Below are 24,110 nucleotides of genomic sequence, written 5' to 3'. Positions count from 1 at the left end.
ACAAGTGGATACGGCGGAGAATGAGAAGTTACGTGTGGAAGCAATGGGGCCGAAGGGGGTATCGTGAGCTGAGAAAGCGGGGTGTCTCGGTCAAACTGGCCTGGAACACCGCCAAATCAGCCCACGGCCCGTGGCGGCTGAGTCATTCGCCGGCCCTGCGGGAAGCCTTACCGGCCCGGTTGTTTCGGAGCTATGGACTGCCGGAATTGGCAGTACGGTAACGGGTTGAATCAAGTCACTGAATCGCCGTGGTACGTGATCCGTATGCCCGGTGATGTGGGAGGAGGGGCATCGTGAGGTGCCCCCCTATCCCGATTAGGCAGTTGGTTTCTTGGCACTGGTTGCGGTACTTGGAATTGAGAAAGAGATGAAAATAATATTTTTAATACTGGTCTATTTTGTTGGCGTGTATTCGCCTGTTATATATTCTGCGACTCAGGAGGATAGCGAAGTGACACCGACTCCTAGAGTGGTCACTGTGGAAGACGGAAGAAAGGTTTTAGTAAGAAGTCATCTATACGACGAGCTAATCGAAGTAGTTAACTCCATAAATGAACCCAATGCAATAAACTTTACTTTCCAAGATTACACTAAATTTGAAGATTTTATAGGTTATGTTAGCAAGTTCTTCAGAGTGAAAATTAAGTGGAAATCCGGAAATATATTTGAAATCGCTGGACGTGAGGTAGAAGTTCCACTAACAGGAACTTATTACGACTATCAAATTCTTACATCTTCAGTGTACGTTCTCCTAGATGACGTTGATGATATCTACATTAACTCAGACGGCGCATGGCTTTTAAGAATTGAAAAGGAAGACATGCTAGAAATTAAGAAACGCTATGGCTCGATATTGAATCACAAGCTAGACGATGATTCTTACTCACTTATTGACAAATTTGTTCCAGGTGAGTGTAACTTCTTTGATGGCGTACAGTATCCTTACGTTGGCTCCAATGTTACCGTGAAAGACTTCATGAAAGTTTATAATGACGACTCTGGGCCGATTTCTAAAGAGTGGCGTAAAGACCGTTTTGATTAAATGTCTAATCCAGCGCGCCTAACCATTCATTCCAGCCGACGCCTTCGGCGCGGCTGAATTCGGCGTTGAGGCTGTAGAAAAACCCCGAAATCCCCCTGTGTTTTGATAGGATCAGGCAAACGGACAAGGAGTGGTCAGATGCCCCGCTTCAAGCACTACAACTACGACCAGGACACCATGGTCGTCATCAACTACCAGGAACAGCTCCAGCCCGGCACCTTTGAACACGCGGTGCACTACCTGATCGAGCACAAGCTGGACCTGGCGGTGTTTCATCCCAAGTACCGCAACGAAGACACTGGCCGGCTGGCCTACGATCCGGCCATCCTGCTGAAGATCATCCTGTTTGCCTACTCCAAGGGCATCACCTCCAGTCGCGAAATGCAGTGGTGTTGCGAGACCAACATCATCTTCAAAGCCCTCTCCTGCGATACCGTTCCGCATTTCACGACCCTGGCCAAGTTTGTCAGCAGCCACGCCGATGAGATCGAAGCGCTGTTCGAACAAGTTCTGCTGGTGTGCCACGAAGAAGGTCTATTGGGTAACGAGCTGTTTGCCATCGACGGCTGCAAAATGTCCTCCAACGCGGCCAAGGAATGGTCCGGCACCTTTAAAGAGCTGGGCGAGAAGCGGGAGAAACTGCGACGACTGATCCGTCATCACCTCAGGGCGCATTACGAGCGGGACGAGGCAGACACCGAGGCCGAACTGGACCGCGACATCCGCCGAGCGAAGACCATTCTGTCGTTGGATGAGGCCGCTAAAAAGATTGATCGTTTCCTAAAGACGAGCCGCCCACGGATGGGCCGGGGGAAACGGAGCAAGGAAGTGAAGAGCAACGTCACCGATAACGAAAGCGCCAAGATGACCACCAGCAAAGGCACGATCCAGGGCTACAATGGGGTCGCCACGGTGGATAAGAAACACCAAATCATCATCGACGCCCAGGCCTTTGGCGAAGGCCAGGAACATCACACCCTGCAACCGGTACTGGAAACCGTCGAAGCCCGTTTCAAGAAACTGGGTATCGCTGACAACATCTACCAGTCTGGCGCTATTGTCACTGCCGACACCGGCTTCGCCAACGAGGCCAACATGCAGTACCTGCATGACCGTCAGATCAACGGCTATGTGCCAGACAACCAGTTCCGCAGCCGGGACCCGAAGTTCACAAACCAGAAAGACAAGTACGGCAAGCGGCATCAAAACCTGCCGGACAAAGGTTGGAAAGACATCATTCCGGCCAGTGAATTCCAGTTCGATCCCGTGAGCCTGATCTGCGTCTGCCCAACTGGCGAAGAGCTTACCTATCGGGGTCAAAGGGAAGCGGAGAATGGCAAGGTCCGAGTGCACTTCGAAGGTCGATTGCTGCAATGTCGCCACTGCCCCAAGAAGCACCAATGCATGCAGAACCCTGCATCCGCCAACCACCGAAATGGGTCTGGCCGACAGGTGTCGTTCACCATTGAGAACAAGCGTCTGCCGAACTACACGGACTGGATGAAGCACCGGGTCGACAGCCAACAGGGCAAAGAGATATACAGCCACCGAATGTCGGTGGTGGAGCCGGTGTTCGGCAACATCGGCACGAACAAACGGCTGAATCGCTTCAGCTTGCGAGGCAAGAAGAAGGTGCAAGGCCAATGGCAGCTATACTGCCTCGTACACAATATTGAGAAGTTGGCGAATTACGGGCGGTTAGCAGCGTGATGCCGGGATCAGACGGTTACAAATGTGTCTGCTGGATGCCAGCTATACCGGCACCGACACCGACACCGTCAAAAGGACCGAAACTCATGACTGAACATCGGAACGATGATAATCGGCTAACTGATGGCCGCTACAAAAATTTTAGGAACCAGGCGCTGGGAACGACTCGAAATCGGGTTTTTCTACAGCCTCGTTAGATTTAATGAGGTAACTTTTGGCATCTCGCTATATAAAACCTTCAGATTTAGCTCTTTTGTGGGGTCGAGCAGGCGGCTCTTGTTCAATCTGTAAGGTTGACCTATTGAGAGAATTTCCTGAATCAGGAAATGTTAATCTCGGAGAAAGAGCCCACATTATTCCGCACAGCAAAGATGGGCCAAGAGGTGACGGTACGTCTAAAGGGGGGAATACATATGACAATCTCATTCTTCTTTGTCGCCATCATCACGCAGAGGTAGACGGTGCGTGGAAAGACTATCCTAGAGATAAGCTGCTAGAAATAAAAATAAAACATGAGAAATATGTTCGAAATTCTATAGATCAGTATCAACGGGACGCCACGCTCTCAAAAGTTTTGGCTCTACTACAGTTGGAAGGTGAACCGAGATTGGTTCCGGTGTTATTGGTAGAAGGCGGAGGCTATCAATATTTCCCCCGCGTGATTCCGAGGTTCGTTCAAAAGATATTCGGAGGTTCATTTGGCCACCATAGGATTGGCCTTGACATAAAAAATATTGGTTCTAAAAAGGCAAGTCGGGTGGTTCTCAAGCTATGGCCAAAACGGGAAACAATGCCGGAAAACTTTACTTTTTCAACTGATATACCTATGACTAGAGCTCTTACGCCATGGAGCTATGAAAAAGAAATTGTGTTTGGGCCGTTTAACGTAGGTGAAGTGAAAAGCGAGCCCTGCATTTTCTATTTAAATTATAGGGAAAAAAATACTGGCGATACGCCTAGAAGTAAGATTTCAGCCATCGAGTTTGAATACTACCTGACTTGTGATGATGCCACGCCAACAACAGGTACGCTAAAGATAGTAAACCCATAAATAGAGAAAACCTAACAAGGTGGTCAACGGGACGCCAACTACGCTGCGCTCCGTCGGCGCCCATTACCACTGGCGTTATACGTAATCAGAGCAAGGATTCATGAATGGACGGCTACATACAAACCGCTCTAGGGATAATCGTGTCCCTTGTGCTCTTTGTAATTGGTTATAGGCAAACCATTGGAGCGAAGAAAGAGCGTTCAAAAAATGCCAACAGCTCAATAATGAGAACAATAATGAGGCGAATGGTCCTAGAGGATTATTCGCCAATTTACAAGGATATTGCTCGGCTGGTCGAGGGCAAAGCGAGAGAGTTTCAAGTATCGCCAAATGATCTCTTATCTGAAGAGCAAATTCTAAACAGTCTCTATACGGAAGTTTTTGATAGCGATTTGATATCTCCTTCTCAAAGGATAGAAATTGAGAGTAGGATCAATGCTGTTTTTGAAGTGATTGAAAGGGAGCCTATCAAGCCTAGTTTTTCCGAATTTCAGCAGCTGAGGCAGGAAAAGGAACGAAGAAAAGAAAGTCTCACTGCCATGGTTCTCTCAGCCTCGCTGCTGGGGGCACTTTCGTCCACAATGTACTCGTTTTATGAATCTAAGTCATTTCAGTTGGATTTTCTACTTCCCGCTCTAGGCGTATTAGTGGGGAGCATTGCAGTGCTAACTGCCTTAACGATGTATAGAAGAAGCAAGGAAGTTGAAAGTTTACCTTCAAGAGTTACATCCAGAATTCTGGCGTCTGAGTTTGAATCAGATATCGCCAAGATACTCGTTAAAAATCGCTTTAAGTTCGTAATCGAGCCTAATTTAGACGGTGTCCGCCCAGATTTTCTAGTCAGCACAAACGGTAAACAAATAGCGATAGAAGCGAAGTCGTGGCAAGGCCCAGTTCCGCTTCACCATCTAAGAAGGACCATTGATTACCTTCACCGCTTGGTTTCTAACAGCGAGGTGGATAGAGCTATTTTGGTAACAAGAAAAAAGGATGGCATTCCAACCGGAAGTATCGAAGATGAGAACGTCTCCGTCGTTTCAATAAATGAGCTAGTGAGCAAATTAAAAGAGGCGGCCTAGATGTATAACAAGCGCAGGCTGTCGGAACGCCTTTCCGCTCCTTCGTCGCTACAAGTCGTCCGCAGCTGCGGGCGTTAGCGTGCGGCCTATTGCAGATTATCAATTATAAGGGTGGACCTTGACCGATAGGAACGGCGGTAAAAAATCTCAACTTATCGGCGAGCGTGCTGAGACGAAAGTTCGGGACGTCCTGCTTGATGCTGAATTGTTCTGTTCTAAGTATGAGCATGACCGTGGCGAGGATTTGCTAGTCGAGCTTGAGGGCTACATTGAGCCATCAGATGTTGGTAGCGGCCCGAGAATTGGCTTACTTCAGATCAAAGGCCATGAGGCTGAAGCTGCGCCTACTTTTGGAGAAAGCGTTGCGAAGAGGCGGCTTGCACTGAATCACTTGCGCAGATGGGCGGCTATACCACTCCCGGTCTTTGTTGTCGCGGTTGAGCTTGTCGGAAACATTCCAGTTTTCTTTGCAAGCTCAGTTGACAAGTTAGTTGGGGAGATTGCACCAGAAGGGCTTGCCGCGCTTGAACAGCAAAAGATAACAATATTGCTTCCACGAATAGATGATTTACCCGCTTTTCTTAGGGGCGAAATCGCCGAATTCTATTCGCATCATGCCTTTCAGCTTTCAGGCATTTCTGAGGATGTAATTGCAAGAAATCATTATGAAATCATTTCCACAAAAATCCCTTATGTCTCTCCTCAGGCAAAAGTGTGGCAAAAGCACCTTCGAGTGTTATGGAAAGGTCCTTGGCGCCCGGCCCATTTTTGGGCAACGCTGAACCATATTGCAGATCAGCTTCAAGAAAAAGAGGGAGGGCGGAGAACCCCTCTGCTAGCCACCGTGCATGTATATCGGAGCTTGAAGGATGATCGAGATAACAACGCTATTGCTCATGCATCTTGGCTTGAAGACAAGCGTCCAGATGCTGAGCAGCTTAGAGAACGCATCAATTGGCCCAAGGCGGCCCACTGGGCTCGCTTCCAGTTTCATGGCAAGTCGGCACTTGAAGAACTGCCTGAGTCAATGAGCATTGAGGAAGACGACGAAGTGTTTATTGCCAAAGCGGAGAGAATTTGGGAAAAGCTCGATTCCATCTGTTTAGATATAATGAATTCATTGACGACCGACTTAAGGCTGCCTGACAAAAAGCTAAAACGACTCGAAACGTCGCTTCACAAGCTTGATGATACTGTTATTGAAAAGCTTGGTAGTCCATCGCCCCAGTTTACCGTGCTCGACAGGATGATTGATCAATACAGTTTTGTCTTATCTGGGGTTTTTACTTGGCTGAAAGGAAAAGAAGACGTACCTGAGGTGAGGCGAAAGCGGTGGTTGAGACAGGACTTGGAGATGGCGCAGGGCTACTATCGGGCCTACTATCCGTTGGCGAAATTGCTTCTGGACCGATAGGTGGAGCTGAATGGTTGCGCTAACCAGTGGCAGCACGGTGACCGGCTTTCCGCCGCGCTGTGGCTCCAAGCCGGCACGTGTGCCAAGCGTTAGCAGCACCTTGACGGTGGGTGATTGGAGAGTTTAGTAAATCCTATTTGCCTTGAATTGCATAAACGGAGAAAGCTGTGTCGCGTAAACACATTACACAAACCACGCAAGCTGATGTTGTAATTAAGAGCAAACGGAGATGTGCCCTGTGTGTCGGCTTGAATGATGATTTATCGGAAAAGCCGGGTCAGATTGCCCATCTCAACGGTGATAATTCGGATAGCCGGTTTGAGAACTTGGTTTGGCTGTGTCTAGAGCACCACGATAAATTTGATTCAAAAACTAGCCAAACCAAGAATTATACTTCTCTAGAGATAAGGTCATATCGAGATAAGTTGTATCAGCAGTACTCGAACTCAAATTATACGGTCGATGATGTTCGCCAAGTCAGAGAGTATTTAACTAAGTACGCTCCGGTTTTCGAATATGTTTTTCATGAATATGAGGAACTAGCATTTAAAATTTACGACAACATGTTTGAGGAACTCACGGCTATAAGAGATTTTTGGCATACGAACACATTGCGCTCATTTAACCCGGCCGTCCGTGAGATTCAAGACCGCATTGCCAACAGCGTCGTTGGCATATGCGCTCTTTACGAAATTGATAAGTATGATGGTGTCGGCAACTGGATTAGATTTGCGGGAGATCGTTTTCCGCAACAGATTTTGGTCGAAAAAAGGAGGGAGGCTAGGATGTATGTTGATGAAATCGCTAATTACTGGAAGCAACTCCAGCAGATTGCGGAAGGGAACGGGTGAGCTTGTTTACGCCGTCTACTGCTAACCATCGGCTGCACAGCGACCGATTTTCCGCTGCTTCGCAGCTCCAAACCGACGCGTGAGCCGGGCGTTATGCATAGCCATGAGGAGTCTCTATAGATATGCCCCATCTACATGACATGGAAGAGTTGGTAAACAGCATAGAAGATGTTCAGGCGAAGGATTACATGAAGGAAGCGATGTCATGTTACATGGCAAACGCTTATAGAGCCTGTATCGTATTGACATATATAGCGCTATTCGATGATATCGTCAAAAAGCTTGGTGAGCTCGGCAAGGTAAATAAAAAAGCAAAAAATATATATACTGAAGCACAGAAGAGAATTAACTCGCAAGACGTATATGAAAGCTACGTGATCGATCAGTTAAAGTCTAACTCACTACTGCCGGCACTAGATACGTCCTTTCTGGATACGCTTCGAGTCCTAAGGAACAAGTCAGCTCATCCGTCTGGTCATCACGCTTCCGCAGAAGAAGCGAGGTTTATTTTCTATGAGGCGATAAATAGATTTCTTTCTAAGCCTATACTAACTACTACGCAGTTAGTGGACGAAATACTAGCTCGTTTAGATGAGAAGCACTTTTTTCCATCAACCGACATAAGCAAAATCTCCATTGTTGTCAAAAAAGAGGTGGAAAACATCCATCATGAAGCTCTACCTTATTTAATTAGTAAGTTTTTGGAAAAAACTCTAAGCACAAGTTCAGATGTTTCTAGAAATGCGGGGTTTTTCTTAACTGGTCTCGCATATTTAAAAGAACCTGAAACATCGGAATATATTAAGAAATACGTGATAAACCCAAAGTGTTCGGACTCAAAGTATTCAAATATAATATTGAGAATAATATCCGCGGATGGTTCACTGGTTCTTGACTTAGATCCTGTTACCTATGACAGGTTGGCACCTGTTATCTCGGAACGGATAGGTAGTGTGGAACGATCTTTAGAGCATACAAGATTCTCACACCCATCCTCGGTTTTAAAATCGATACTGGAAGGAGCTGGCGAAGATCTGTTAATAGATAAATTTGAAGTCCAGTTAGTTGAATTTTTTAAGGGAAATATATTTAGTAGCAGCTTTTTATCCAGTATTGGTGGTTGTCCAAAGGTAATAGATTTGTATATTGAAGAGGCGCAGAATAAGGCTGGGTCTTCCGATTTTGATACAGCAAATCATTTTTCTAGAAATGTAAAGGACGTTGATATCTATTTAGCTCAATGCCTGTCCGGAGAGAAAGCATTTCTACTCATAGCAAACATATTAAAAGCAGCGGAATGGGGAGCATGGGGAGCCCAAGCGCTGCGGAACTCGAAGTTTTCTTCGATTCCCAGAATAAAAGAACTAGTAGTTGAGTATATTAACTCTAATGATGTAGAAGCTAAGGAAGTATACAAAGAAGTGACAGGCGACGCTGAAGAGTATGATGATGTAGTGACCGAGTATGTTTTAAGTTAAGTTGCATAACACATATGAGCCTTCTCGGAATCAATAGGCAATAGTCATTTTTTTGGCCGCGCCAGCGGCCAACCTAAATCCATGATCGAGAACGCCTGCTTCGTTAGTCTCGCGGAGCTGTCAGGCACTTACAGCAAACACATATAGGGGCTCTCTTACGTGGCTTTAGGCCACTGCCTGACCGGTCGTTCCATCAGTGGGTCAGGGGCACCAGACATTCATCGGTTAACCGGTCACTGGCACTATTCAAACGACGGGCTGCATGGCTCCAGTTAGTGTCAGGCTCAGGACCGGTGTAAGCGCACTGGCTCATGGTATTAAGGCACGCCCACGGACTGGCTAATCAAGTCGCTCTGGCTTCAACATCGGTGACTGAAAACCGCTTGGGTATCGGTGTACCAGTCAGCAGACTTGCAGTCTTCGGTGTCATCCTTTCTGATCCAGTTAGACGTCTTGCTCAGCCCGTGGCGTGACTAACCTTTCAGGAACCGTTGTTCATCGAACACCCTTTTGTCTTTGAGCATGAAGTACACCGCACGCCCCAGTTTGTGGGCCAAAGCCGACAGAGCTTTGGGTTTGTTCATCCGCTTTTGAAGCTTTTCAACGTAGCGCTTGGCCTTGTCGTTGTTACGAATAAACAGCACGGCGGCTTCTGAGAACGCCCACTTCAGATGGGCATTGCCGATCTTGTTGCCCTGGGTGCCGTAAACCTTGCCGGCGGATTCGGCTTTGCATTTCACCAGGCGAGCGTAGGACGCGAACTTCTGAACGGATTCGAAACGCTGGATATCGCCGACTTCGTAGAGAATGGTTAGGGCCAGAATGCGACCAACTCCAGGAATGGTCTTCAGTACGTTGAGTGATGCCGGGTCGTGTTGCTTGGCTTGCTGCTCCAGGTGCCACTCAAGCTTTTTGAGTTCGTGCTGATAGCAGTCGACGATGGCCAGGTCCAGATCGATATTGCGCTGAACGTCTGGATCGCTAAAAGCGGCGGTCAGTTGTGATCGGCCACCAGGGTTGTTGAGGTTGGCTTTGCTGGGCGGCAGATTGTACTGGCCCAGAGTGTTCACTGCGTGGGCCTTGAGCATGGCACCATGCCGGACAATGCGAGTACGGCGGCGCAACAGATCCCGGGTGGCCCGCATCTCCTTGGGATAGACGTAAGCCAGTGGAAAGTTACCACCGCGCATTAGCATCGCAATCTTGAAGGAATCGATGCGGTCGTTCTTGGTTTTGCCCCCATGAATGGCCTTCATATAAAGCGCGTGGCCCAGGATAAAGTGGATACCGTGCTCTTCACACAGATCGGATATCCAGTACCAGCAGTGCATGCATTCGACACCGACGACTAGATCATCGCGAAAGGGTTCGAGCCTGGCCAGTAGCAGTTCCGGCTGGGCTTTGATTTCCTTGTGCAGGAGGACTTCACCCTGCTGGTCGAGGATGCAGACATACAGGGTGCGGGCGTGCAGATCGATTCCACAATAATGGCGGTGGGTGCTATGGTAAAAGTTCATGAGTCTTCTCCCTTGTAGTGCTTGGTCGCCTTCCAGCTTAGCGGGCAACCGCTGGGCTGGGGAGAAGGCTCAATCAGTATCAAGTCGCAGCAGTACGCGGCCGATGGCCGCCGGACGCCCTTTCCATGGCTCCTTCGTCGCCATTCCAAGGTCGCCGCTGTGCTCAGCGTTAGCTGAGAAGTGCGTTGTTCCTTTTAGGTGGCTCGGTGCCAGTGGCCTTGGCCGCAAGCGGGTGGCAAAATCGGAAAGGTAGGTGGTTCGCCAAGGCCGTCAAAGTCCGTCGTCAGGTTGGGTAGCTCAAACGGTCAGCGGAGTTGGTAATAAGTTGGGTGTTCACCGTGCGGGGCAGTCCGCCGAAACCTGGTTCCTTGCTTACCTGCTACTCTGAATTTCAGGTTCATTCACCGCATATTTGGCGGTGGTTTTAATCACCGTGCATCAGCGGTTGCTGGTGCCAGGGGGCATCGGTGCAGGCTGTCATGTTTGGTTGCCAAAGATCGGGTTTCATTCCGGTTCGGTTGTTCGCAGCTAACAAGGCGCATCAATTCGCGGCCGGTGGCCGCCGGACGCCCTTTGCATTGCGGCTTCGCCTCCATTCCAAGGGCGCCGTTGTGCGCTGGCGTTACGAGGAAAACCAAAGGTTCAATTATGGGACTGCGACGGTTAATTAAAGTCAAAATGGGATTCAAGTCGGGCAGGTTAAGCATTGTCAGAATCGTGCAGGCCACTGATAGCGAGCTGATTCTATCCAACGGAATGTCCATCAAAATTTTGGGTGAATGGCGAAAGAACCTGAACTTTTGGACCAACGATGAAACCGGAGAAATATACTACGACAAGCAGAAGTTCTGCGGGACTGAGGCCTATACGATATTAAATCAGGGTAGGTTTACCGGGATAATCGTTCGCGTCGATCCTGACAGGGACATGTATGCCAACCATGTGCTCGGTGTTAATCCTCCAATTGGGTGGTCTGGAGGGAATTACGTTGATTACTGCCAAGAAATTATGGCCGGTGAATTTGGGGTTTGGTCGGAGATAGCCATGGCTTTGTAGGTAGGCCGCAGCACCCCGTAACAAGTTATTCCAGTTCGTTCCGGCCCTCGCGGGCCTCCACCGGACGACCTTTTCTCCGCTTCGCTACGCAAAGGCCGCCGCTGAATATTGGCGTTAGGTCTATCGGTGTCGAATCGTGAGCTGTCTATCCGACTACAATATGATGTTCATGCTTTTATCGGTAGGAGGTAGGTAAATGGCACACGTAATTAACTCGATAAACACTACGGCTAGTGGCTTGTGCCACCATTTGGATAGCGCGATTGACGATGCGCACCATCAGTATGCAACCGACCTGACATTATCAGCTGACGCATTGCTCTTCGGTCGAAACACGTTTGACTTGTTTATGCAGTTCTGGCCCGATGCCGCAAATGGAGATGATTTACCTGCGGCAACGCAGGCACTGGCAAGAGCATTTGACAAGACTCCAAAACTCGTCGCGTCAAACCGGCCGGTTGAGTTGACTTGGGACAACACACGTCACGTACAAGGACCTGGCCTGAATAAGGTTGTGCGGGAGCTCGAAGAGTTGAAAGGGGCTGTAGTCATTTTTGGGAGTCCTAGCTTCACCTCTAGCTTATTGAACGAAGGGCTTATTGATGAAATTCACGTCCTTGCTCAACCATATATTGGTGTAGAGGGACCTCGAGTTTTCAGTGGTTTGAACAAGCGAGTAAATCTAAGCCTGCTTGGTTCCAGCTCGCTAAATTCAGGTTCGGTGCTTCTGCGCTACAACGTGACCTAACCAGGCCAAGCACAGCGACAGCTTTTCCGTTGCGGCTTCGCCTCCACTACGAAGCTGCGCGTGTTGGCGGCGTTATACGTCCAATGAACCTGATTACTGAGTACGTTGACTATTCACTTTATCCAAACCGGATCTGGCTCAAGCCTGATTGGGCTTCTGTGGTTTTCGAGGATGACTGGGGAGACGGAAAGTGTCCCCGGCATCTGGAACGGGGGAAGCTGGAGGCATTGATCGGCATTGTGAGTAAGTTGGGTGAGACTCATGTTACCTATAGCGACCCCAACCGTCTGGAGTTTGACGAGAATCTGGAGTTGAGCAGGTTAGATCAGGTTCAAATTACGTCATCTGCATTTCTCGTTGCTGGGCAGCGGGGATGGGCAATTTGTGGCACAGGTGATGGGTGGTGTTCAGTCGCGGGTGATAGCAGGATCATGAAGCCTTTTATCGAAAGTTGCGGTGGTTTTTCTCAAATACAGCTTGCTTATCCAACGCCAGACACCATGCTGGGGAATCACAAGGAGTTTTTGTGCAACAATTTCAAAAACGTATAACCAAGTGTTGCAGTTCGTTCCGGGCCTGAAGGCCCTCCACCGGACAGCCTTGTCGCCGCTTCGCTCTGCCAAGGCTGCCGCTGAACAACGGCGTTATAGCGGTGGGTTGATTGCATAGGGTTTTCTTGCCTTTTCTCGGAAGGTTACCCGAATATACTGTATATATAAACAGTCTTTTTCTGGTTTTGAAACCCGGTGCAAGAAAACAAATAGAGCGGATCGCCGTTGAACGCTCTCCCTGCTACCCTCAAGAGCCAAGCCAGACGGATAAGTCGCGCTTGATCCGTCTGGCTTGGCTCTTGAGGGAAGGCGGATCAATCGGCAATCGTGGTCGCCTTTGTTCCGTGCCTTCGCATCTTCGGTGCCCCCGCTGACTACTGGCCTGATAACTTCCCAGGGATGTCTGCAGGGTGTGGAGTGGTCTGTGAGTAGGGTGGAGCATGAGAGTCTTTCAGGACGGTCCGTATAACCACCCGTTAAGTCGGACCCTGGCTGGCGCCAGTGCCGCTTAACATCCGTCGTTAGGCCAGTAGAGACATGATCGAAGTCATACCAAAACTAAGTATTAGTACCTCTGATATAAAAATACTGAGGAGAATTTCGTCTCTTGGAATTTCGGAAATCAAAGAAGCTTCGGCAGAAGGTAGAGCCATTCGACGATTCGAGATATTTGGTAGTGAGTGGGAAACAGAAAGAATGAAGCTTGTTGAGGTTTATAACTTGTATGCTTCTAATAGTGACACACCGTTCTATATTTTGGATACTGAATCAGACAAACCGAAGAAAATATCTCCGGCTGAACTGAGCAACAAAATTAAGTTCTGGAGAGAGATTGAACTCGAAACACAAATGAATAGTGATTTGGAGAATGGCTATATCAATAACCCAAGTGAATTTGAACCACACGACGAAGACTGGGCCTAACAAGTTTGTCCAGCCGACGCTGGACTTCCCCCAGTTCAGTGGACACGCATCGATAACTCCGCAGGAGGAGCAAACCGATGCCGAAAATGATCACGGGGAAGAAAACCCAGCAGTACACCACTGAGTTCAAGGTCAAAGCGGTGGAGTGGAGTCACCAGGCCCACCGCAGCGTCAAAAGCGTTGCCGAAGCGCTGGATATTCACCCCTTCATGCTGTCACGCTGGCGCAAAGAATACCGTGAAGGAAAGTTCGCCATGAAACGGGTCAAGAAAGCGCCAGTAGACGCCAAAAACAAAATACAGGAACAGGATGAGATTGCCCGCCTGAAACGCCGAGTATCGGAGCTTCAGGAGGAAAACGACATCCTAAAAAAGTTTCAACGTTTTCAGGCCGAGGAACGACGGAAGCGTTCCGGTTCGTCTGGAAACACCGACGAGAATACAGCGTAAAAGCGCTGTGTCGGCACTTGAATGTATCAAGGTCCGGTTACTATGCCTGGGCAAACCGGAAGCCTGGCATGAGAGCCACTGAGAACGCCGAACTGCTGTTTAAGATCCGCCGTGTATACGATGGCAGCAAAGGGCGCTATGGCAGTCCCAGGGTCTATCAGGCCCTGCGCCGGGAAGGCGAACAGGTTGGCGAGAATCGTGTGGCGCGCCTGATGCAGGAATGGGGCATGAAAGCGCGAGTGATGCGAGTGTATCGCCGAATGAGCAAGCGCCGTGACGAACTCAAAGCTCTTCCTAATCACCGCCTGAGCGTCGAGAAGCCCGTGGCGGTGAATCAGCAATGGAGCAGTGACGTTACCTACATCAAGCTAGGTCGAAAATACGTGTTCCTGGCGGTGGTTCTGGATCTGTTCTCGCGCAGGATTATCAGCTGGCGATTGGATGAAAGCCTGAATGCGGCACTGGCCAAAGGTGCCCTGAGAGAGGCGTTTGCAGCGAGGCGACCGGAAGCAGGTCTGTTGTTCCACACCGATCGAGGCACGGAATACCGGGCTCAGAAAACACAGGCGTTTCTGAACCAGAACAGCGTGCGCCACAGCATGAATCGACCGGGACAATGCACAGACAACGCTGAGGTCGAATCCTTCTTCAAAACCTTGAAGGGAGAATTGCTGCATGCGACCAGCTTCGTGACGATGCGGCAGTTACGGAAACATATAAAAGACTATATTGAGGGCTTTTATAACAGCCACCGGCTGCACAGTGGCCTTGGCTACCGAACTCCGATAGAGTTCGAGGGAATTAACTGATGGGGCGTGTCCATTTTATTGGGGGAAGTCCACGCTTTGGTCTTCGCTCCTTTTTGTGCATGGCCTGCGGCCATTTTTGCACAAAATTCCGCTACGACCAAAGCGCGGCTGACAAAGGCGTTAACCCTTCCACCCGCCATCTTGCAAAACTCCGTCAATGACGTATATTAATCGTCATGTTTACCATCATCGAAACCCCTACATTCGAAGCAGATGCCAGAAAGATCTGGACTGAGGAGGAACGGAATTCGTTCTTTGCCTGGCTGGCAGCCAATCCTGAAATTGGCGATCCCATTCCAGGTAGCGGTGGGTGTAGAAAGGTTCGGTGATCGGTAGCGGGTTCAGGGAAGCGTGGTGGAGTGCGAGTCATCTACTTCACCAGATTGGCAAATGGTGAGATCTGGCTGTTGGTGATCTACAAAAAGGCCGTCAAGGAGAACATACCCGCGCATATCCTGAAGTCGATTCGTGAGGTGTTGGAAAATGAGTGATGAGACTCTGAGTGCCGAGGAGCTTGGCAACAAGCTGCTCCAATCTGTTAAAGAAATGAAAGCGGGCAAAGCCGCACGAGTCAGCCGCGTGGAGCCAAATGAGGTCGCGGAGGCGCGCGGCAAGACTGGCCTTACACAGCGAGAGTTTGCCGAGGTACTCCATATTTCTCCGCGTACGTTGCAGGAATGGGAGCAGGGGCGGCGTAAACCTTCCGGCCCGGCAAAGGCGCTCATCGAGATTGCTTTCCGCCATCCGGAGGTTATTCGGGAAGACCTCGAGCTCAGGGGTTGACAAGGCCAATCACGGCGACGCCTACTGCATTGCGGCTTCGCCTTCATTTCGTAGCCGCGCATTAGCTGTGATTGCCTCACCTGAAAAGTGATACTATAGTGTCACTATTAGTCTGATTTAGGGTGAGCCCATGAAAGTTGAGCTTGTTACGAACCTCAAGCGCCAAGCCACAAAGATTCTGGCAGATCTGCACTTGTCTAAGGAGCCGATACTGATCACGGAGCATGGTCAGCCATCGGCATATCTTGTCGATGTGCAGGATTACGAGTTTATGCAGCGCCGACTTGAGCTGCTTGAGGGGCTCTCACGGGGAGAGCGTGCTGTACTTGAGGGAAGAACGTACAGCCAAAGTGAGGCCAGGGAGAAAATGAGTAAATGGCTGAAGTAATCTGGACGGAGCCTGCCCTTCAAGAACTGGATGCCATAGCTGAGTACATTGCTCTGGATAATCCTGTTGCCGCAAGTCATCTGGTCCAGGAAGTTTTCGATAAGACCGAGCGTTTGGAAGATTTTCCCCAATCCGGACGGATTCCTCCAGAACTCCCTAATTCAGTATACAGGGAGGTAGTGGTTCCACCGTGTCGCATTTTTTATCGTGAGGATGATAAGCGAGTTCTCATTCTCTATGTCATGCGAGAGGAGCGACAGCTTCGGGCGTACATGCTTGGGAACAGCTAACCAGGCGCGTGACTCGGATGCCTTTGTCTCCGCTTCGCTACGTCAAAGTCACCGGTGCGCTTCGGCGTTAAGCTTGGTTGTTGCGTGGTGCGCAACATGCTAGCATTTCCTCATGATTAAATCATTCCGTCACAAAGGACTGAAGCGGTTCTACTCGACCGGCAGCACGTCTGGCATACAGCCAGATCATGCCAAGAAACTGCGCATGCAGCTGGCAGCTCTGGATACCGCCACTTCGGTGGATGATATGGATATCCCTGGTTTTCGGCTTCACCCATTGAAGGGGCGAGACAAAGGGCGGTGGTCGATTTGGGTAAGCGGAAACTGGCGCATGACGTTCGAATTTCGGGACGGCAACGCCTACATACTTGATTATGAGGATTATCACTAATGACCATGCATAATCCGCCACATCCCGGTGAATTCATTCGGGAGGTGTACCTGGCGCCTTTCGGTATCAGTTCCCGTCAGCTTGCTTCCAGTCTGGGCGTATCACCTTCCACTTTGTCTCGGTTGCTCAAAGGAAATAGTGGTATTAGCCCGGAAATGTCATTGCGGCTATCCAAGGTTCTCGGGCGTACTCCTGAGAGCTGGTTGGCAATGCAGGACATGTACGATCTTTGGGTGGCCCGCAATACGGTCAATCTGGATGGCATTCATCCCCTGGACTTCGAAGCAGCTTAACCAGTGGCTGTTGTCGGACGCGCCTACGCTGGCGCTCCGGCACGCCGCTTCGCTCAGCGTTAGCACCTCAGGTCCGACGGCTGTCGTTCACGTCGTCCGCAAGCCAAGCCTTGATCAGTGATTGATAGGGCATGTCCCGCTTGTTGGCTTCGATTTTGATCCGATCAAGCAAGGTTTCCGGCAACCGGAGTGAGATAGTCTTGGTTGAGGGTTTCAGCTTCGGGAGCGATGCCGGCTTGGCCTGACTCCAATGCAGGCACTGCGACACCCCTTACATTTCGCCTTCGGCTCCATTCCATAGGCGCCCATGCTGCAGGCGTTATGTTTCTCTCAGGGCCGGCTCAAGTCCAAGATGATCAACAAAGGGGATAAAGTCGCGATCCAGGAACAACAGGGGTAGCTCCTTTTCTATGCAAAATGTCGCGATGATTACATCGGCAGTCTTTCTGATCGTGATGCCCTTTTTACGAAGCGCTCGATAATTGTCGGCACACTTGGCTGCCATATCTTTGCCAAACATTTCATGTTGATCCAGCGCCATCAGGCTTTGTTTGGTCTGACGATATTGTTTGTCGTTGCGGATGCCTTGCAGGATTTCCAGAAATATGAGGTCCCCGATAGCGACATATCCTTGGACTATCGAGGCATCCAACAGATCGGTATGTGGGTTAGTGACTCCGTTGAAATAGTCGATCCAGACGCTGGTATCCACCAGTATCATCCGGCGCTCCGCATTTCATTCAGGTCGCCTTCCCACTTGACCTTGCCGCGCAGTTTTCGAATTTCCTGCTGCTTGCTCAACTGGACCAGAAGTTTCAGGCCTTGCTCAACGGCTTCTTTTTTGGTTTTGTAGCCGGAGGCTTTGAGGGCTTCGGCCATCAACTCGTCGTCAATGACAATGTTCGTTCTCATGGTGCACCTATGTGTATGGTTTACAGTTTCTATACACAATCTAGCACTTCGGGGAAAACATAACAATCGGCTGCACAGCCACCCATTTTACGCCGCTTCGCGGCTCCAAACCGGCGCGCGAGCCGGGCGTTATGCAGGGCGTTCGTCTTGTCGTACGTACCTAAAGGCGTACACTTGGTGAAAATTTGAACACACAAGAGGTGCGTCATGACCGGAATCACAGCAACTGAGGCGCGCAGTAACCTATATCGGTTGATCGACGAGACTGCCGAGTCCCACCAGCCAATCGTCATTATGGGTAAGCGGAACAAGGCCGTTTTGGTATCCGAGGAAGACTGGTCAGCCATTCAGGAAACACTTTATCTCCTTTCTGTACCTGGTATGTGGGAGTCTATTCGTGAGGGAATGGATTCCCCTGTGGATGAATGTGATGAGGAGCTGGGCTGGTGACCTCGCGGGAGCGTATTCGCGCCGCTACAATATTCAGCATCGTCTGGTTTACCAAGAGCTGGAAGACGAGCGGGTGGTGAGAGTTCTCAGGCTCTGGAGCCACTACGAGTAATGCATAACCAGCCGCTGTTGCCGGGCAATTTTTCACAGCGATGCGGCTCTAAGATTGCCCCTGCCAGGATGCAATCACCAATATGTTAGCCAACTGGGAAAATAATAATGATGTTACGGCTGCGGGCGATTTTCGCTGTCATGTTTTTTTCTTGTCTGATTTCGCTGCCGGGCAAAGCTGCTGCGGCAGAGGTTGGTGCCGGGGACTGGCATGGCCTGGAGCTCGGGGTGGCCTTGAATAATTGGCGAAACAGTGGAGACAACCATGCCGGCTACCAGGTTTTGTTGGCTTTTCGGCCATCGCAGCAGCATCGCTTTCAAGCCCGTTATACCGATGTTTCCAATGATGCTTCAAATGGCTGGTCGGCTTTTAAAGACGTCATCACGCTGTGTGATCTCCGGTCCGATTGCGATTCCAGTGACAGCGAGGGCCGAACTATTCGCGAGCATGCCTTACTCTATCAATACCGTGCGTGGGGCCGGAGCAGTAGCCAGGGGGCTGCTGAGGTATGGATTGGTGGTGGCCCGGGGTGGATCAAGGAAACCCTGAGACAACAGGTTGGGGAGGCAAGGCAGGTACGCCGGGACACCGGGGTTGCCTGGTCTACTCAGTTGGTTGGACGAGGTAGCCGGTTTTATACGGCGCTTACGCTTGAGGGCAACACTGAAATCAATGGTACCCTCGTGGGCCTTGGTTTCGGATTCGGGTTTTGAACGGTAGTTTCAGTTGATATTCAAATGACACTTCGGGAGCTGTTTACAACTCTTTGGCAAAGCGCTCAACAGCGTCCACAACCTGTTTGGCGCCTTCCTTGATTTCCAGAATCACTTCACCCGCCTGATTGGCCAGTTCCAGCCCTTGCTCTGCATTCTCCCGGGTGCGGAACATCTGGTGCATGACTTCATCCGAGAGCACCTGGTTTTTCTCGACGACGCTAACAATCTCATCCGTGGCTTGACTGGTACGGGCTGCCAATTGCCGCACTTCGTCAGCAACCACGGCAAATCCGCGCCCATGTTCGCCCGCTCTGGCGGCTTCAATCGCTGCGTTTAGCGCCAACAGGTTGGTTTGCGCGGCGATACCACCAATGGTTTGCACGATCGAGTTGATTTGCAGTGATTGTTTGCTCAGGGCCTCGATACTTTCAGTCGCGGCCTGCATTTGAGCTGCTATATTCTGCATCGTTTCGACGGTCTCCTGGACCACGGTCGTGCCCTTTTGGGCGCTTATATCCGTTTGCTGTGAGACGTCGTAGGCCACGCTTGCGCCCTCCCGTACTTCGGCTTCCCGTGCGACCTGATCAGTGACCACGCTGGCAAACTTTACCACCTTGGAGAGGTTACCCTCGGCATCGTAGACCGGGTTATAGGTGGCCTCCAGCCATACCTCGTGGCCACGGCTGTCGATCCGTTTGAAGCGGTCTGCCACGTACTCTCCGTTATTAAGTTTTTTCCAGAAGGCGTCATATTCAGGGGAGTTGGCTTCCTCTGGCGTGCAGAATTTGCGGTGATGCTGGCCAACGAGTTCGTTGAGCTGATAGCCCATGGCCCGCTGAAACTGATTGTTTGCGGTGATAACCGTGCCGTCTAGGTTGAATTGAATAACCGCGGTGGAACGGATCAGTGCATCAATGAAGGCCTCGCTTTCTTTTCCACCTTCCACGGTTTCGGTGACGTCGCGGGCATAGCCTTGAACGTAAGCGAGCTTGCCATCCGCCCCGCGCACGGGAAACCAGTGTATGTTCAGCCACATCAGTGAGCCACTGGCGCTCAAGTAGCGGTAGTTGTCGCTAACCGGCGCGAATTCTGCCATTGCCTTGTTGAAGTTATGGAAGCAGGGCAGCTTTGAGACATAGGGCGGAACAAGATCCGACAGCGGTCGGCCAAGAAGCTGGTCTGACTGGTAGCCCAGAGTGTCGGCGAAGTCCTGGTTTACCGCGCAGACGCAGAAGTTGGAATCGAGCCTTATAGACAGCATGCCTCGGTCCATCTGGTGCGTTAGCTGGCGCAGCATGGCCAATTCTGCACGTTGGTCTTCGAGTTCTTTTTTGAGCTGGCTATTAAACATCGGGAAACCCCAACAAGAGAGAGTTCCTTGTTAACGGCCGGGGCGGCTGACTCTTGAGGTCAGTCTGGAAGGAAATTAAACGGCATCGGTTAGTTCTGCTCAGTGCAAGGACACTCCGTTACCAGAGAGGCTCAACGAACCCGGATTCGATCTCCATCATTTAGCCCTCGCCCCGGATGCCGCACAACGCGGTCGCCTTCATTGAGCCCCGACAGGATGACGGTGCTTAGTCCGTTACCGTGGCCTGCCTCCACTGGCTGGATATTGGCGCGGTCTCCGGTCACCTTGAAAACCGCATACCCGTTGTTGTGGCGGAACAGGGCGGAGGCTGGCACTTGCAGGGCGTCTTCGGCTTGCCAAAGAATAAACTCGGCATCCACTCGGTAGCCATCGCCCAGAAGCTGCCAGTGTTCGTGGGGGCTGAGCATATCGGCAATAACTTTTACCCGTTGTTCTTCAACACCAAGTGCTGAGACATCCTGGAAGCCAACGGGCTCCACTCGCCGGATAACCGCATTGAGGGTGGGGCCGCCCCATCCTGTCAGGCGGGTGGCCAGGCCAGGCTCCAGTTTCACGGCATCGAAACTCAGTACGTCTACCACCACTTCCAGGGTGCCCGGGTCTCCCAATTCCAGTAATGGCTCTCCGGCCTGGACAATGCCTTCGCTTTTCCTGACCAGCCCGAGCACAGCACCATGAATGGGGGAACGAACCGCTACGCGCTCTGCCGGTTTGCCTCCGTTGGCGGTGGCGCTGGACACCTGCAGCCGGGTTTGCGCAGCAGCGAGTTCATGGCTGGCGACTTCTTCATCAAACCTGGCAGAGCGCAAGATAGCCTGGGCACGGGCGGCGGTGGTTCTGGCCTGTTGCAACTGGTCGTCCGAGACAAAGCTGGACGGTTTGAGTGCCAGTAATCGCTGGTATTCCTGTTGGCTGAAGTCTGCGTCGGCCTCCGCCGCGGCGGCCTTCTGGCGGATGGACTGGAGCGCAGAGCGGGCGGCAGCGACTCGGGCTTCTGCTTCAGCGCGGCTGCGGGCATCAAGAATGCTGGCGGGCATGGGGTCGATCAGGGTGAGTAACTCCCCGGGGATAACCGTGTCTCCCACGTCCAGCTCAAGCCGGTGTACAAAGCCGGTTACCGGTGATGACACCAGATAGCGGTCTTTTACCCGGGTTTTACCTTCTTCCACTACGGTGACTTCCAGCGGCCCCCGTTGCGCAGTAGACAGATCTACCCATACCGGCTCCGGCCTCAGGATAAAGGCGAAAATGACGACAATCACTACCGCGATCAATGACCAGAAAAGCCGTTTGCCGGTGATGTGTTTACGCTCGGCCATGGGGTGTTCCCTGCAAGTTGAGTTTATTCACGGGTTTTCAGTACGGCCACCAGGTCCAGTTTACGGAGCCTGCGCCAGGTGATGAAGCCGGAGATCAGGGCAGAGGCGATCACTACGTTGGCTGCCAGTGCCAGGGTTTTACCGGTGATGATCAGTGGCACCCGGTATAATTCGGTTTGCATGGCTGTTACCACGAGCTGGCCAAGCCCAGTGCCGATGGCCCAGCCCAGTGGTATGCCCAATATCAACAATACCGCAAGCTCCCCCAATAGTATGTGGGACACTTCGTTATGGCTGTATCCCAGCACACGCAGGCTGGCCAGATCTCGCGCTCGCTCTGCCAGTGAGATTCGGGCGGTGTTGTAGATCACGCCAAACGCGATGGTGCCGCCTAGCAAGCTGATAATGAAGGTGTAGGTCAGGAAGGTTTTGGCCAGGGTTTCAAAGAAGCTGTCGAGCATGGCCTGGCGTAGATTCAGGGCCATTACTTTGGGCGTGTCGCGTAGTTCCTGGTAGACCGTTTCGGTGAGGTCTGGGTCCAGGTTCATCAGTATCTGGTTGATGGCGGGGCCTTCTCTCAACGCCCGGTTCATGGCGCCCAGGTTCATATAGGCACCCACGCCCAGAAATTCGCTGGTGACGCCGGAAACGGGCAGGTTCAGGGTAGGGCGCTGGCCTTCCAGTACACGCACGGTCACCGTGTCGCCGGGCCGCAAGCCTAATGAGTCTGCCAGGAAATCAGTCAGCAGTATGCCGGCCTGGGGGATGTTGACGTTCTGAAGCTGGTGGTCGACCACAAATTGCAGTTTGGCGTCGTCAGGGATGCCGGTCAGCGCGGTTCGCCAGCGCCGGTGGCCGTTAATCAGCTCTACCGCCGTTACCCGCCGGCCTTCGGTGTACCAGATGCCGGGAAGCCGGGCTAAGCCGTACATAGCTGACTGGCTTACCGGGTCTGTCAGGCTGACGGTGAGGTCCTGTTTCTGAACCTTGGCAAATTGGGTGTGCACCATCAGCGAGACCGAACTGAACTGAAAATTGCCCACCACCACAATCGCGGTGGCCATGGCAATCCCGGTGATCGAGAGCAGGGTTCGGCCGGGTCGCCGTGACAGGTGCCGTACGATCATGCGAGAAGGCTGGGTAAACCGGACCCAGCCCAGCAGGCGTTCCGGTGTACTGATTTGAAAGCGGGCCGGGCCTTCCGGTTGCATGGCCTGGGCCGGAGGCAGCGTGGCTGCGGCGCGGATGGAGCGCCACCCGCCAAGCCACGCGACGCCCAAACTGGTGGCGGCGAGCAGCAACACCCATATTGGGTTGATTCGGAACAGCAGCTCGGGAAAGCGGTAAAAGTCCATATAGAGTTCACCCAGCGCCCGCCCGAGCCAAAGCCCGGCTAATGTGCCAATGGCCAGTCCAATCAGGGCAATAACGAGTACCAGTTGGCTGTAATGCCAGCCAATCTGTTGATTGCTGTACCCAAAGGCCTTGAGCACCGCGATGATTTCTCGCTGAGTGCTGATCAACCGGCTGACCACCACGTTCAGCAGGAACATGGCAACGCCCAGGAAAATAGCAGGGAAGATGGTGGCCATGGCTTTGAGCTGCTCAAGCTCATCACTCAAAAAACGATGAGAGAATTGGTCTTCACGGCTGAAGGCGCCGGCACTGCCGTAGCGGTCAAGTAACCGATCCAGGCGGTCGATCACATCCTCAACCGGGTGATCAGGGGCTGTTTGCAGTACCAGGCTGTTAAAGGCCCCTCGCATGTCCATGGCGGAGGCCAGTGCCTCCTCGGGCATCCAGATGACGCCGTATCGCTCGTAGTCCGGCAACATCCCACCGGGTGGAATGACATAGATGAATTCCGGTGATTCCGCGATGCCCACGATGGTCAGCCGTTGTTGTCGGCCGTTGATAATGCCGGTTATCCGATCATCCAGTTGCAGGTTGTGGGCATCGGCAAAGCTTCCGATAATCGCCACTTCGTCGGTGCGGTTGGCATCTGGTAACCGCCCTTGTCGCAGATAGAGTTGATTGACGGCAGGTTGTCCGGTGGCAGTCACTGAAACCAGCCGTGCGGATACAGGGTCTTGAAAACCGGCCACGTCGAGTTTGGCAACGCCTTCTACCCGGGCGCTCAGGCGCGTGACACCGGGGACTTCAGAAACTTGCGTCAGTACCTGTGTAGGGGCTCGTTTGAGGTTTACGAACACGTCGGCAAACTGGTGTTCCTGGTAGTACTGGTCACGCGTTGCGGTGAGCGACGCGTAATTCACCAGCGACAACAGGCAAACCGCGATGCCGCCGGCAATCACAAAGGCAATGGCCAGCATCTGGCCGCGCATCTGCCAGATTTCGCGGCGCAGCTTGGTGTGGAGGATGCTGGTACCAAAGAGAGCCATGGC

26 protein-coding genes and 2 pseudogenes are annotated in these 24,110 nt (G+C 51.6%); 21 read left to right on the top strand and 7 right to left on the bottom strand.

Features of this window, described 5'->3' with window-relative positions; translation table 11 throughout:
- The 8 genes and pseudogenes from C7H10_RS18520 to C7H10_RS18490 form a co-directional block, all read left to right on the top strand.
- Window positions 1-221, top strand: a pseudogene (locus C7H10_RS18520) (group II intron reverse transcriptase/maturase); the annotation flags it as partial.
- 110 nt (window positions 222-331) lie between these two features.
- Complete coding sequence (locus tag C7H10_RS18515; RefSeq protein WP_146136832.1) at window positions 332-1,042, top strand: hypothetical protein; 711 nt, start codon at window positions 332-334, stop codon at window positions 1,040-1,042.
- A 138-nt stretch (window positions 1,043-1,180) separates the two neighbouring features.
- Window positions 1,181-2,752, top strand: a complete 1,572-nt coding sequence (locus tag C7H10_RS18510; RefSeq protein WP_106695986.1) for a transposase — start codon at window positions 1,181-1,183, stop codon at window positions 2,750-2,752.
- Window positions 2,753-2,966: 214 nt separating this feature from the next.
- Window positions 2,967-3,803, top strand: a complete 837-nt coding sequence (locus C7H10_RS19140) for an HNH endonuclease (protein WP_146136831.1) — start codon at window positions 2,967-2,969, stop codon at window positions 3,801-3,803.
- A 104-nt stretch (window positions 3,804-3,907) separates the two neighbouring features.
- Window positions 3,908-4,882 carry a hypothetical protein gene (locus C7H10_RS18505; protein WP_106695985.1) on the top strand — a complete coding sequence of 325 codons (975 nt, stop codon included), beginning with the start codon at window positions 3,908-3,910 and terminating at the stop codon, window positions 4,880-4,882.
- A 118-nt stretch (window positions 4,883-5,000) separates the two neighbouring features.
- Complete coding sequence (locus C7H10_RS18500) at window positions 5,001-6,296, top strand: DUF4365 domain-containing protein (RefSeq protein WP_106695984.1); 1,296 nt, start codon at window positions 5,001-5,003, stop codon at window positions 6,294-6,296.
- Window positions 6,297-6,463: 167 nt separating this feature from the next.
- A complete protein-coding gene (locus C7H10_RS18495; RefSeq protein WP_106695983.1) occupies window positions 6,464-7,147 on the top strand; it encodes a hypothetical protein in 684 nt (227 codons plus the stop codon).
- Between the two features lie 122 nt (window positions 7,148-7,269).
- On the top strand, window positions 7,270-8,625 hold the full coding sequence (locus C7H10_RS18490) for a hypothetical protein (RefSeq protein WP_106695982.1): 1,356 nt from the start codon (window positions 7,270-7,272) through the stop codon (window positions 8,623-8,625).
- Between the two features lie 473 nt (window positions 8,626-9,098).
- Here the strand turns inward: C7H10_RS18490 and C7H10_RS18485 are convergent, their stop codons facing one another.
- A complete protein-coding gene (locus C7H10_RS18485) occupies window positions 9,099-10,142 on the bottom strand; it encodes an IS110 family RNA-guided transposase (protein WP_106695981.1) in 1,044 nt (347 codons plus the stop codon).
- A gap of 648 nt (window positions 10,143-10,790) precedes the next feature.
- On the opposite strand from C7H10_RS18485, the gene C7H10_RS18480 reads away from it, so the two are divergent.
- The 10 genes from C7H10_RS18480 to C7H10_RS18430 all read left to right on the top strand — a co-directional run bounded on the left by C7H10_RS18480 (window position 10,791) and on the right by C7H10_RS18430 (window position 16,824).
- The gene (locus C7H10_RS18480) at window positions 10,791-11,198 is read left to right on the top strand and encodes a hypothetical protein (protein WP_106695980.1); all 408 of its coding nucleotides are present in this window, start codon (window positions 10,791-10,793) and stop codon (window positions 11,196-11,198) included.
- A 196-nt stretch (window positions 11,199-11,394) separates the two neighbouring features.
- Window positions 11,395-11,946 carry a dihydrofolate reductase family protein gene (locus C7H10_RS18475; RefSeq protein ID WP_106695979.1) on the top strand — a complete coding sequence of 184 codons (552 nt, stop codon included), beginning with the start codon at window positions 11,395-11,397 and terminating at the stop codon, window positions 11,944-11,946.
- 83 nt (window positions 11,947-12,029) lie between these two features.
- Complete coding sequence (locus C7H10_RS19135; RefSeq protein ID WP_146136830.1) at window positions 12,030-12,497, top strand: hypothetical protein; 468 nt, start codon at window positions 12,030-12,032, stop codon at window positions 12,495-12,497.
- Window positions 12,498-13,034: 537 nt separating this feature from the next.
- Window positions 13,035-13,421 (top strand): hypothetical protein, encoded by a 387-nt coding sequence (locus tag C7H10_RS18465; protein WP_106695978.1) that lies wholly within the window; start codon window positions 13,035-13,037, stop codon window positions 13,419-13,421.
- A 77-nt stretch (window positions 13,422-13,498) separates the two neighbouring features.
- A protein-coding gene (locus tag C7H10_RS18460; protein ID WP_106695977.1) for an IS3 family transposase occupies window positions 13,499-14,679 on the top strand; the annotation gives its coding sequence in 2 pieces (ribosomal slippage) (window positions 13,499-13,795 and window positions 13,798-14,679; 1,179 coding nt in all).
- 483 nt (window positions 14,680-15,162) lie between these two features.
- Window positions 15,163-15,462, top strand: coding sequence for a helix-turn-helix domain-containing protein (locus C7H10_RS18450; RefSeq protein WP_106695976.1), 300 nt, complete (start codon window positions 15,163-15,165; stop codon window positions 15,460-15,462).
- 130 nt (window positions 15,463-15,592) lie between these two features.
- The gene (locus C7H10_RS18445; protein WP_022992576.1) at window positions 15,593-15,850 is read left to right on the top strand and encodes a type II toxin-antitoxin system Phd/YefM family antitoxin; all 258 of its coding nucleotides are present in this window, start codon (window positions 15,593-15,595) and stop codon (window positions 15,848-15,850) included.
- A complete protein-coding gene (locus tag C7H10_RS18440; RefSeq protein ID WP_106695975.1) occupies window positions 15,838-16,140 on the top strand; it encodes a type II toxin-antitoxin system RelE/ParE family toxin in 303 nt (100 codons plus the stop codon). Before C7H10_RS18445 ends, C7H10_RS18440 begins: the two co-directional genes overlap by 13 nt.
- 112 nt (window positions 16,141-16,252) lie before the next feature.
- Entirely contained in the window at window positions 16,253-16,531 is a 279-nt protein-coding gene (locus C7H10_RS18435; RefSeq protein WP_106695974.1) for a type II toxin-antitoxin system RelE/ParE family toxin, read from the top strand.
- The gene (locus C7H10_RS18430; protein ID WP_061332719.1) at window positions 16,531-16,824 is read left to right on the top strand and encodes a HigA family addiction module antitoxin; all 294 of its coding nucleotides are present in this window, start codon (window positions 16,531-16,533) and stop codon (window positions 16,822-16,824) included. Before C7H10_RS18435 ends, C7H10_RS18430 begins: the two co-directional genes overlap by 1 nt.
- 67 nt (window positions 16,825-16,891) lie before the next feature.
- Here the strand turns inward: C7H10_RS18430 and C7H10_RS18425 are convergent, their stop codons facing one another.
- From C7H10_RS18425 to C7H10_RS18415, 3 genes are read right to left on the bottom strand one after another with little or no spacing between them, the layout of a single operon-like run.
- On the bottom strand, window positions 16,892-17,092 hold the full coding sequence (locus tag C7H10_RS18425; protein ID WP_230714989.1) for a BrnA antitoxin family protein: 201 nt from the start codon (window positions 17,090-17,092) through the stop codon (window positions 16,892-16,894).
- 51 nt (window positions 17,093-17,143) lie between these two features.
- A complete protein-coding gene (vapC, locus tag C7H10_RS18420; RefSeq protein ID WP_106695973.1) occupies window positions 17,144-17,545 on the bottom strand; it encodes a type II toxin-antitoxin system VapC family toxin in 402 nt (133 codons plus the stop codon).
- On the bottom strand, window positions 17,542-17,736 hold the full coding sequence (locus C7H10_RS18415; protein WP_061332722.1) for a type II toxin-antitoxin system VapB family antitoxin: 195 nt from the start codon (window positions 17,734-17,736) through the stop codon (window positions 17,542-17,544). The genes vapC and C7H10_RS18415 overlap by 4 nt, the downstream gene beginning before the upstream one ends.
- A 207-nt stretch (window positions 17,737-17,943) precedes the next feature.
- Between C7H10_RS18415 and C7H10_RS18410 the strand changes: the two genes are divergently transcribed.
- The 3 genes and pseudogenes from C7H10_RS18410 to C7H10_RS18400 all read left to right on the top strand — a co-directional run bounded on the left by C7H10_RS18410 (window position 17,944) and on the right by C7H10_RS18400 (window position 19,011).
- Window positions 17,944-18,186: a type II toxin-antitoxin system Phd/YefM family antitoxin gene (locus tag C7H10_RS18410; protein WP_106695972.1), complete on the top strand. Its 243-nt coding sequence runs from the start codon at window positions 17,944-17,946 to the stop codon at window positions 18,184-18,186.
- A pseudogene (locus C7H10_RS18405) lies at window positions 18,182-18,298 on the top strand (Txe/YoeB family addiction module toxin); the annotation flags it as partial. The gene C7H10_RS18410 and the pseudogene C7H10_RS18405, both read left to right, overlap by 5 nt.
- A 107-nt stretch (window positions 18,299-18,405) precedes the next feature.
- Window positions 18,406-19,011 (top strand): hypothetical protein, encoded by a 606-nt coding sequence (locus C7H10_RS18400; protein WP_106695971.1) that lies wholly within the window; start codon window positions 18,406-18,408, stop codon window positions 19,009-19,011.
- 43 nt (window positions 19,012-19,054) lie between these two features.
- On the opposite strand, the gene C7H10_RS18395 is transcribed toward C7H10_RS18400, so the two are convergent.
- From C7H10_RS18395 to C7H10_RS18385, 3 genes are all read right to left on the bottom strand, one after another.
- A complete protein-coding gene (locus tag C7H10_RS18395; RefSeq protein ID WP_106695970.1) occupies window positions 19,055-20,365 on the bottom strand; it encodes a methyl-accepting chemotaxis protein in 1,311 nt (436 codons plus the stop codon).
- A gap of 131 nt (window positions 20,366-20,496) precedes the next feature.
- On the bottom strand, window positions 20,497-21,705 hold the full coding sequence (locus C7H10_RS18390; RefSeq protein ID WP_106695969.1) for an efflux RND transporter periplasmic adaptor subunit: 1,209 nt from the start codon (window positions 21,703-21,705) through the stop codon (window positions 20,497-20,499).
- Between the two features lie 23 nt (window positions 21,706-21,728).
- The gene (locus C7H10_RS18385) at window positions 21,729-24,107 is read right to left on the bottom strand and encodes an ABC transporter permease (protein ID WP_106695968.1); all 2,379 of its coding nucleotides are present in this window, start codon (window positions 24,105-24,107) and stop codon (window positions 21,729-21,731) included.
- Window positions 24,108-24,110 lie beyond the last annotated feature (3 nt).

The sequence above is a fragment of the Marinobacter shengliensis genome (assembly GCF_003007715.1).
GTDB classification, from domain to species: Bacteria; Pseudomonadota; Gammaproteobacteria; order Pseudomonadales; family Oleiphilaceae; genus Marinobacter; species Marinobacter shengliensis.
The sequence above is the reverse complement of the archived record's forward strand: the minus strand, read 5'-3'. Positions and strand labels throughout refer to the sequence as shown.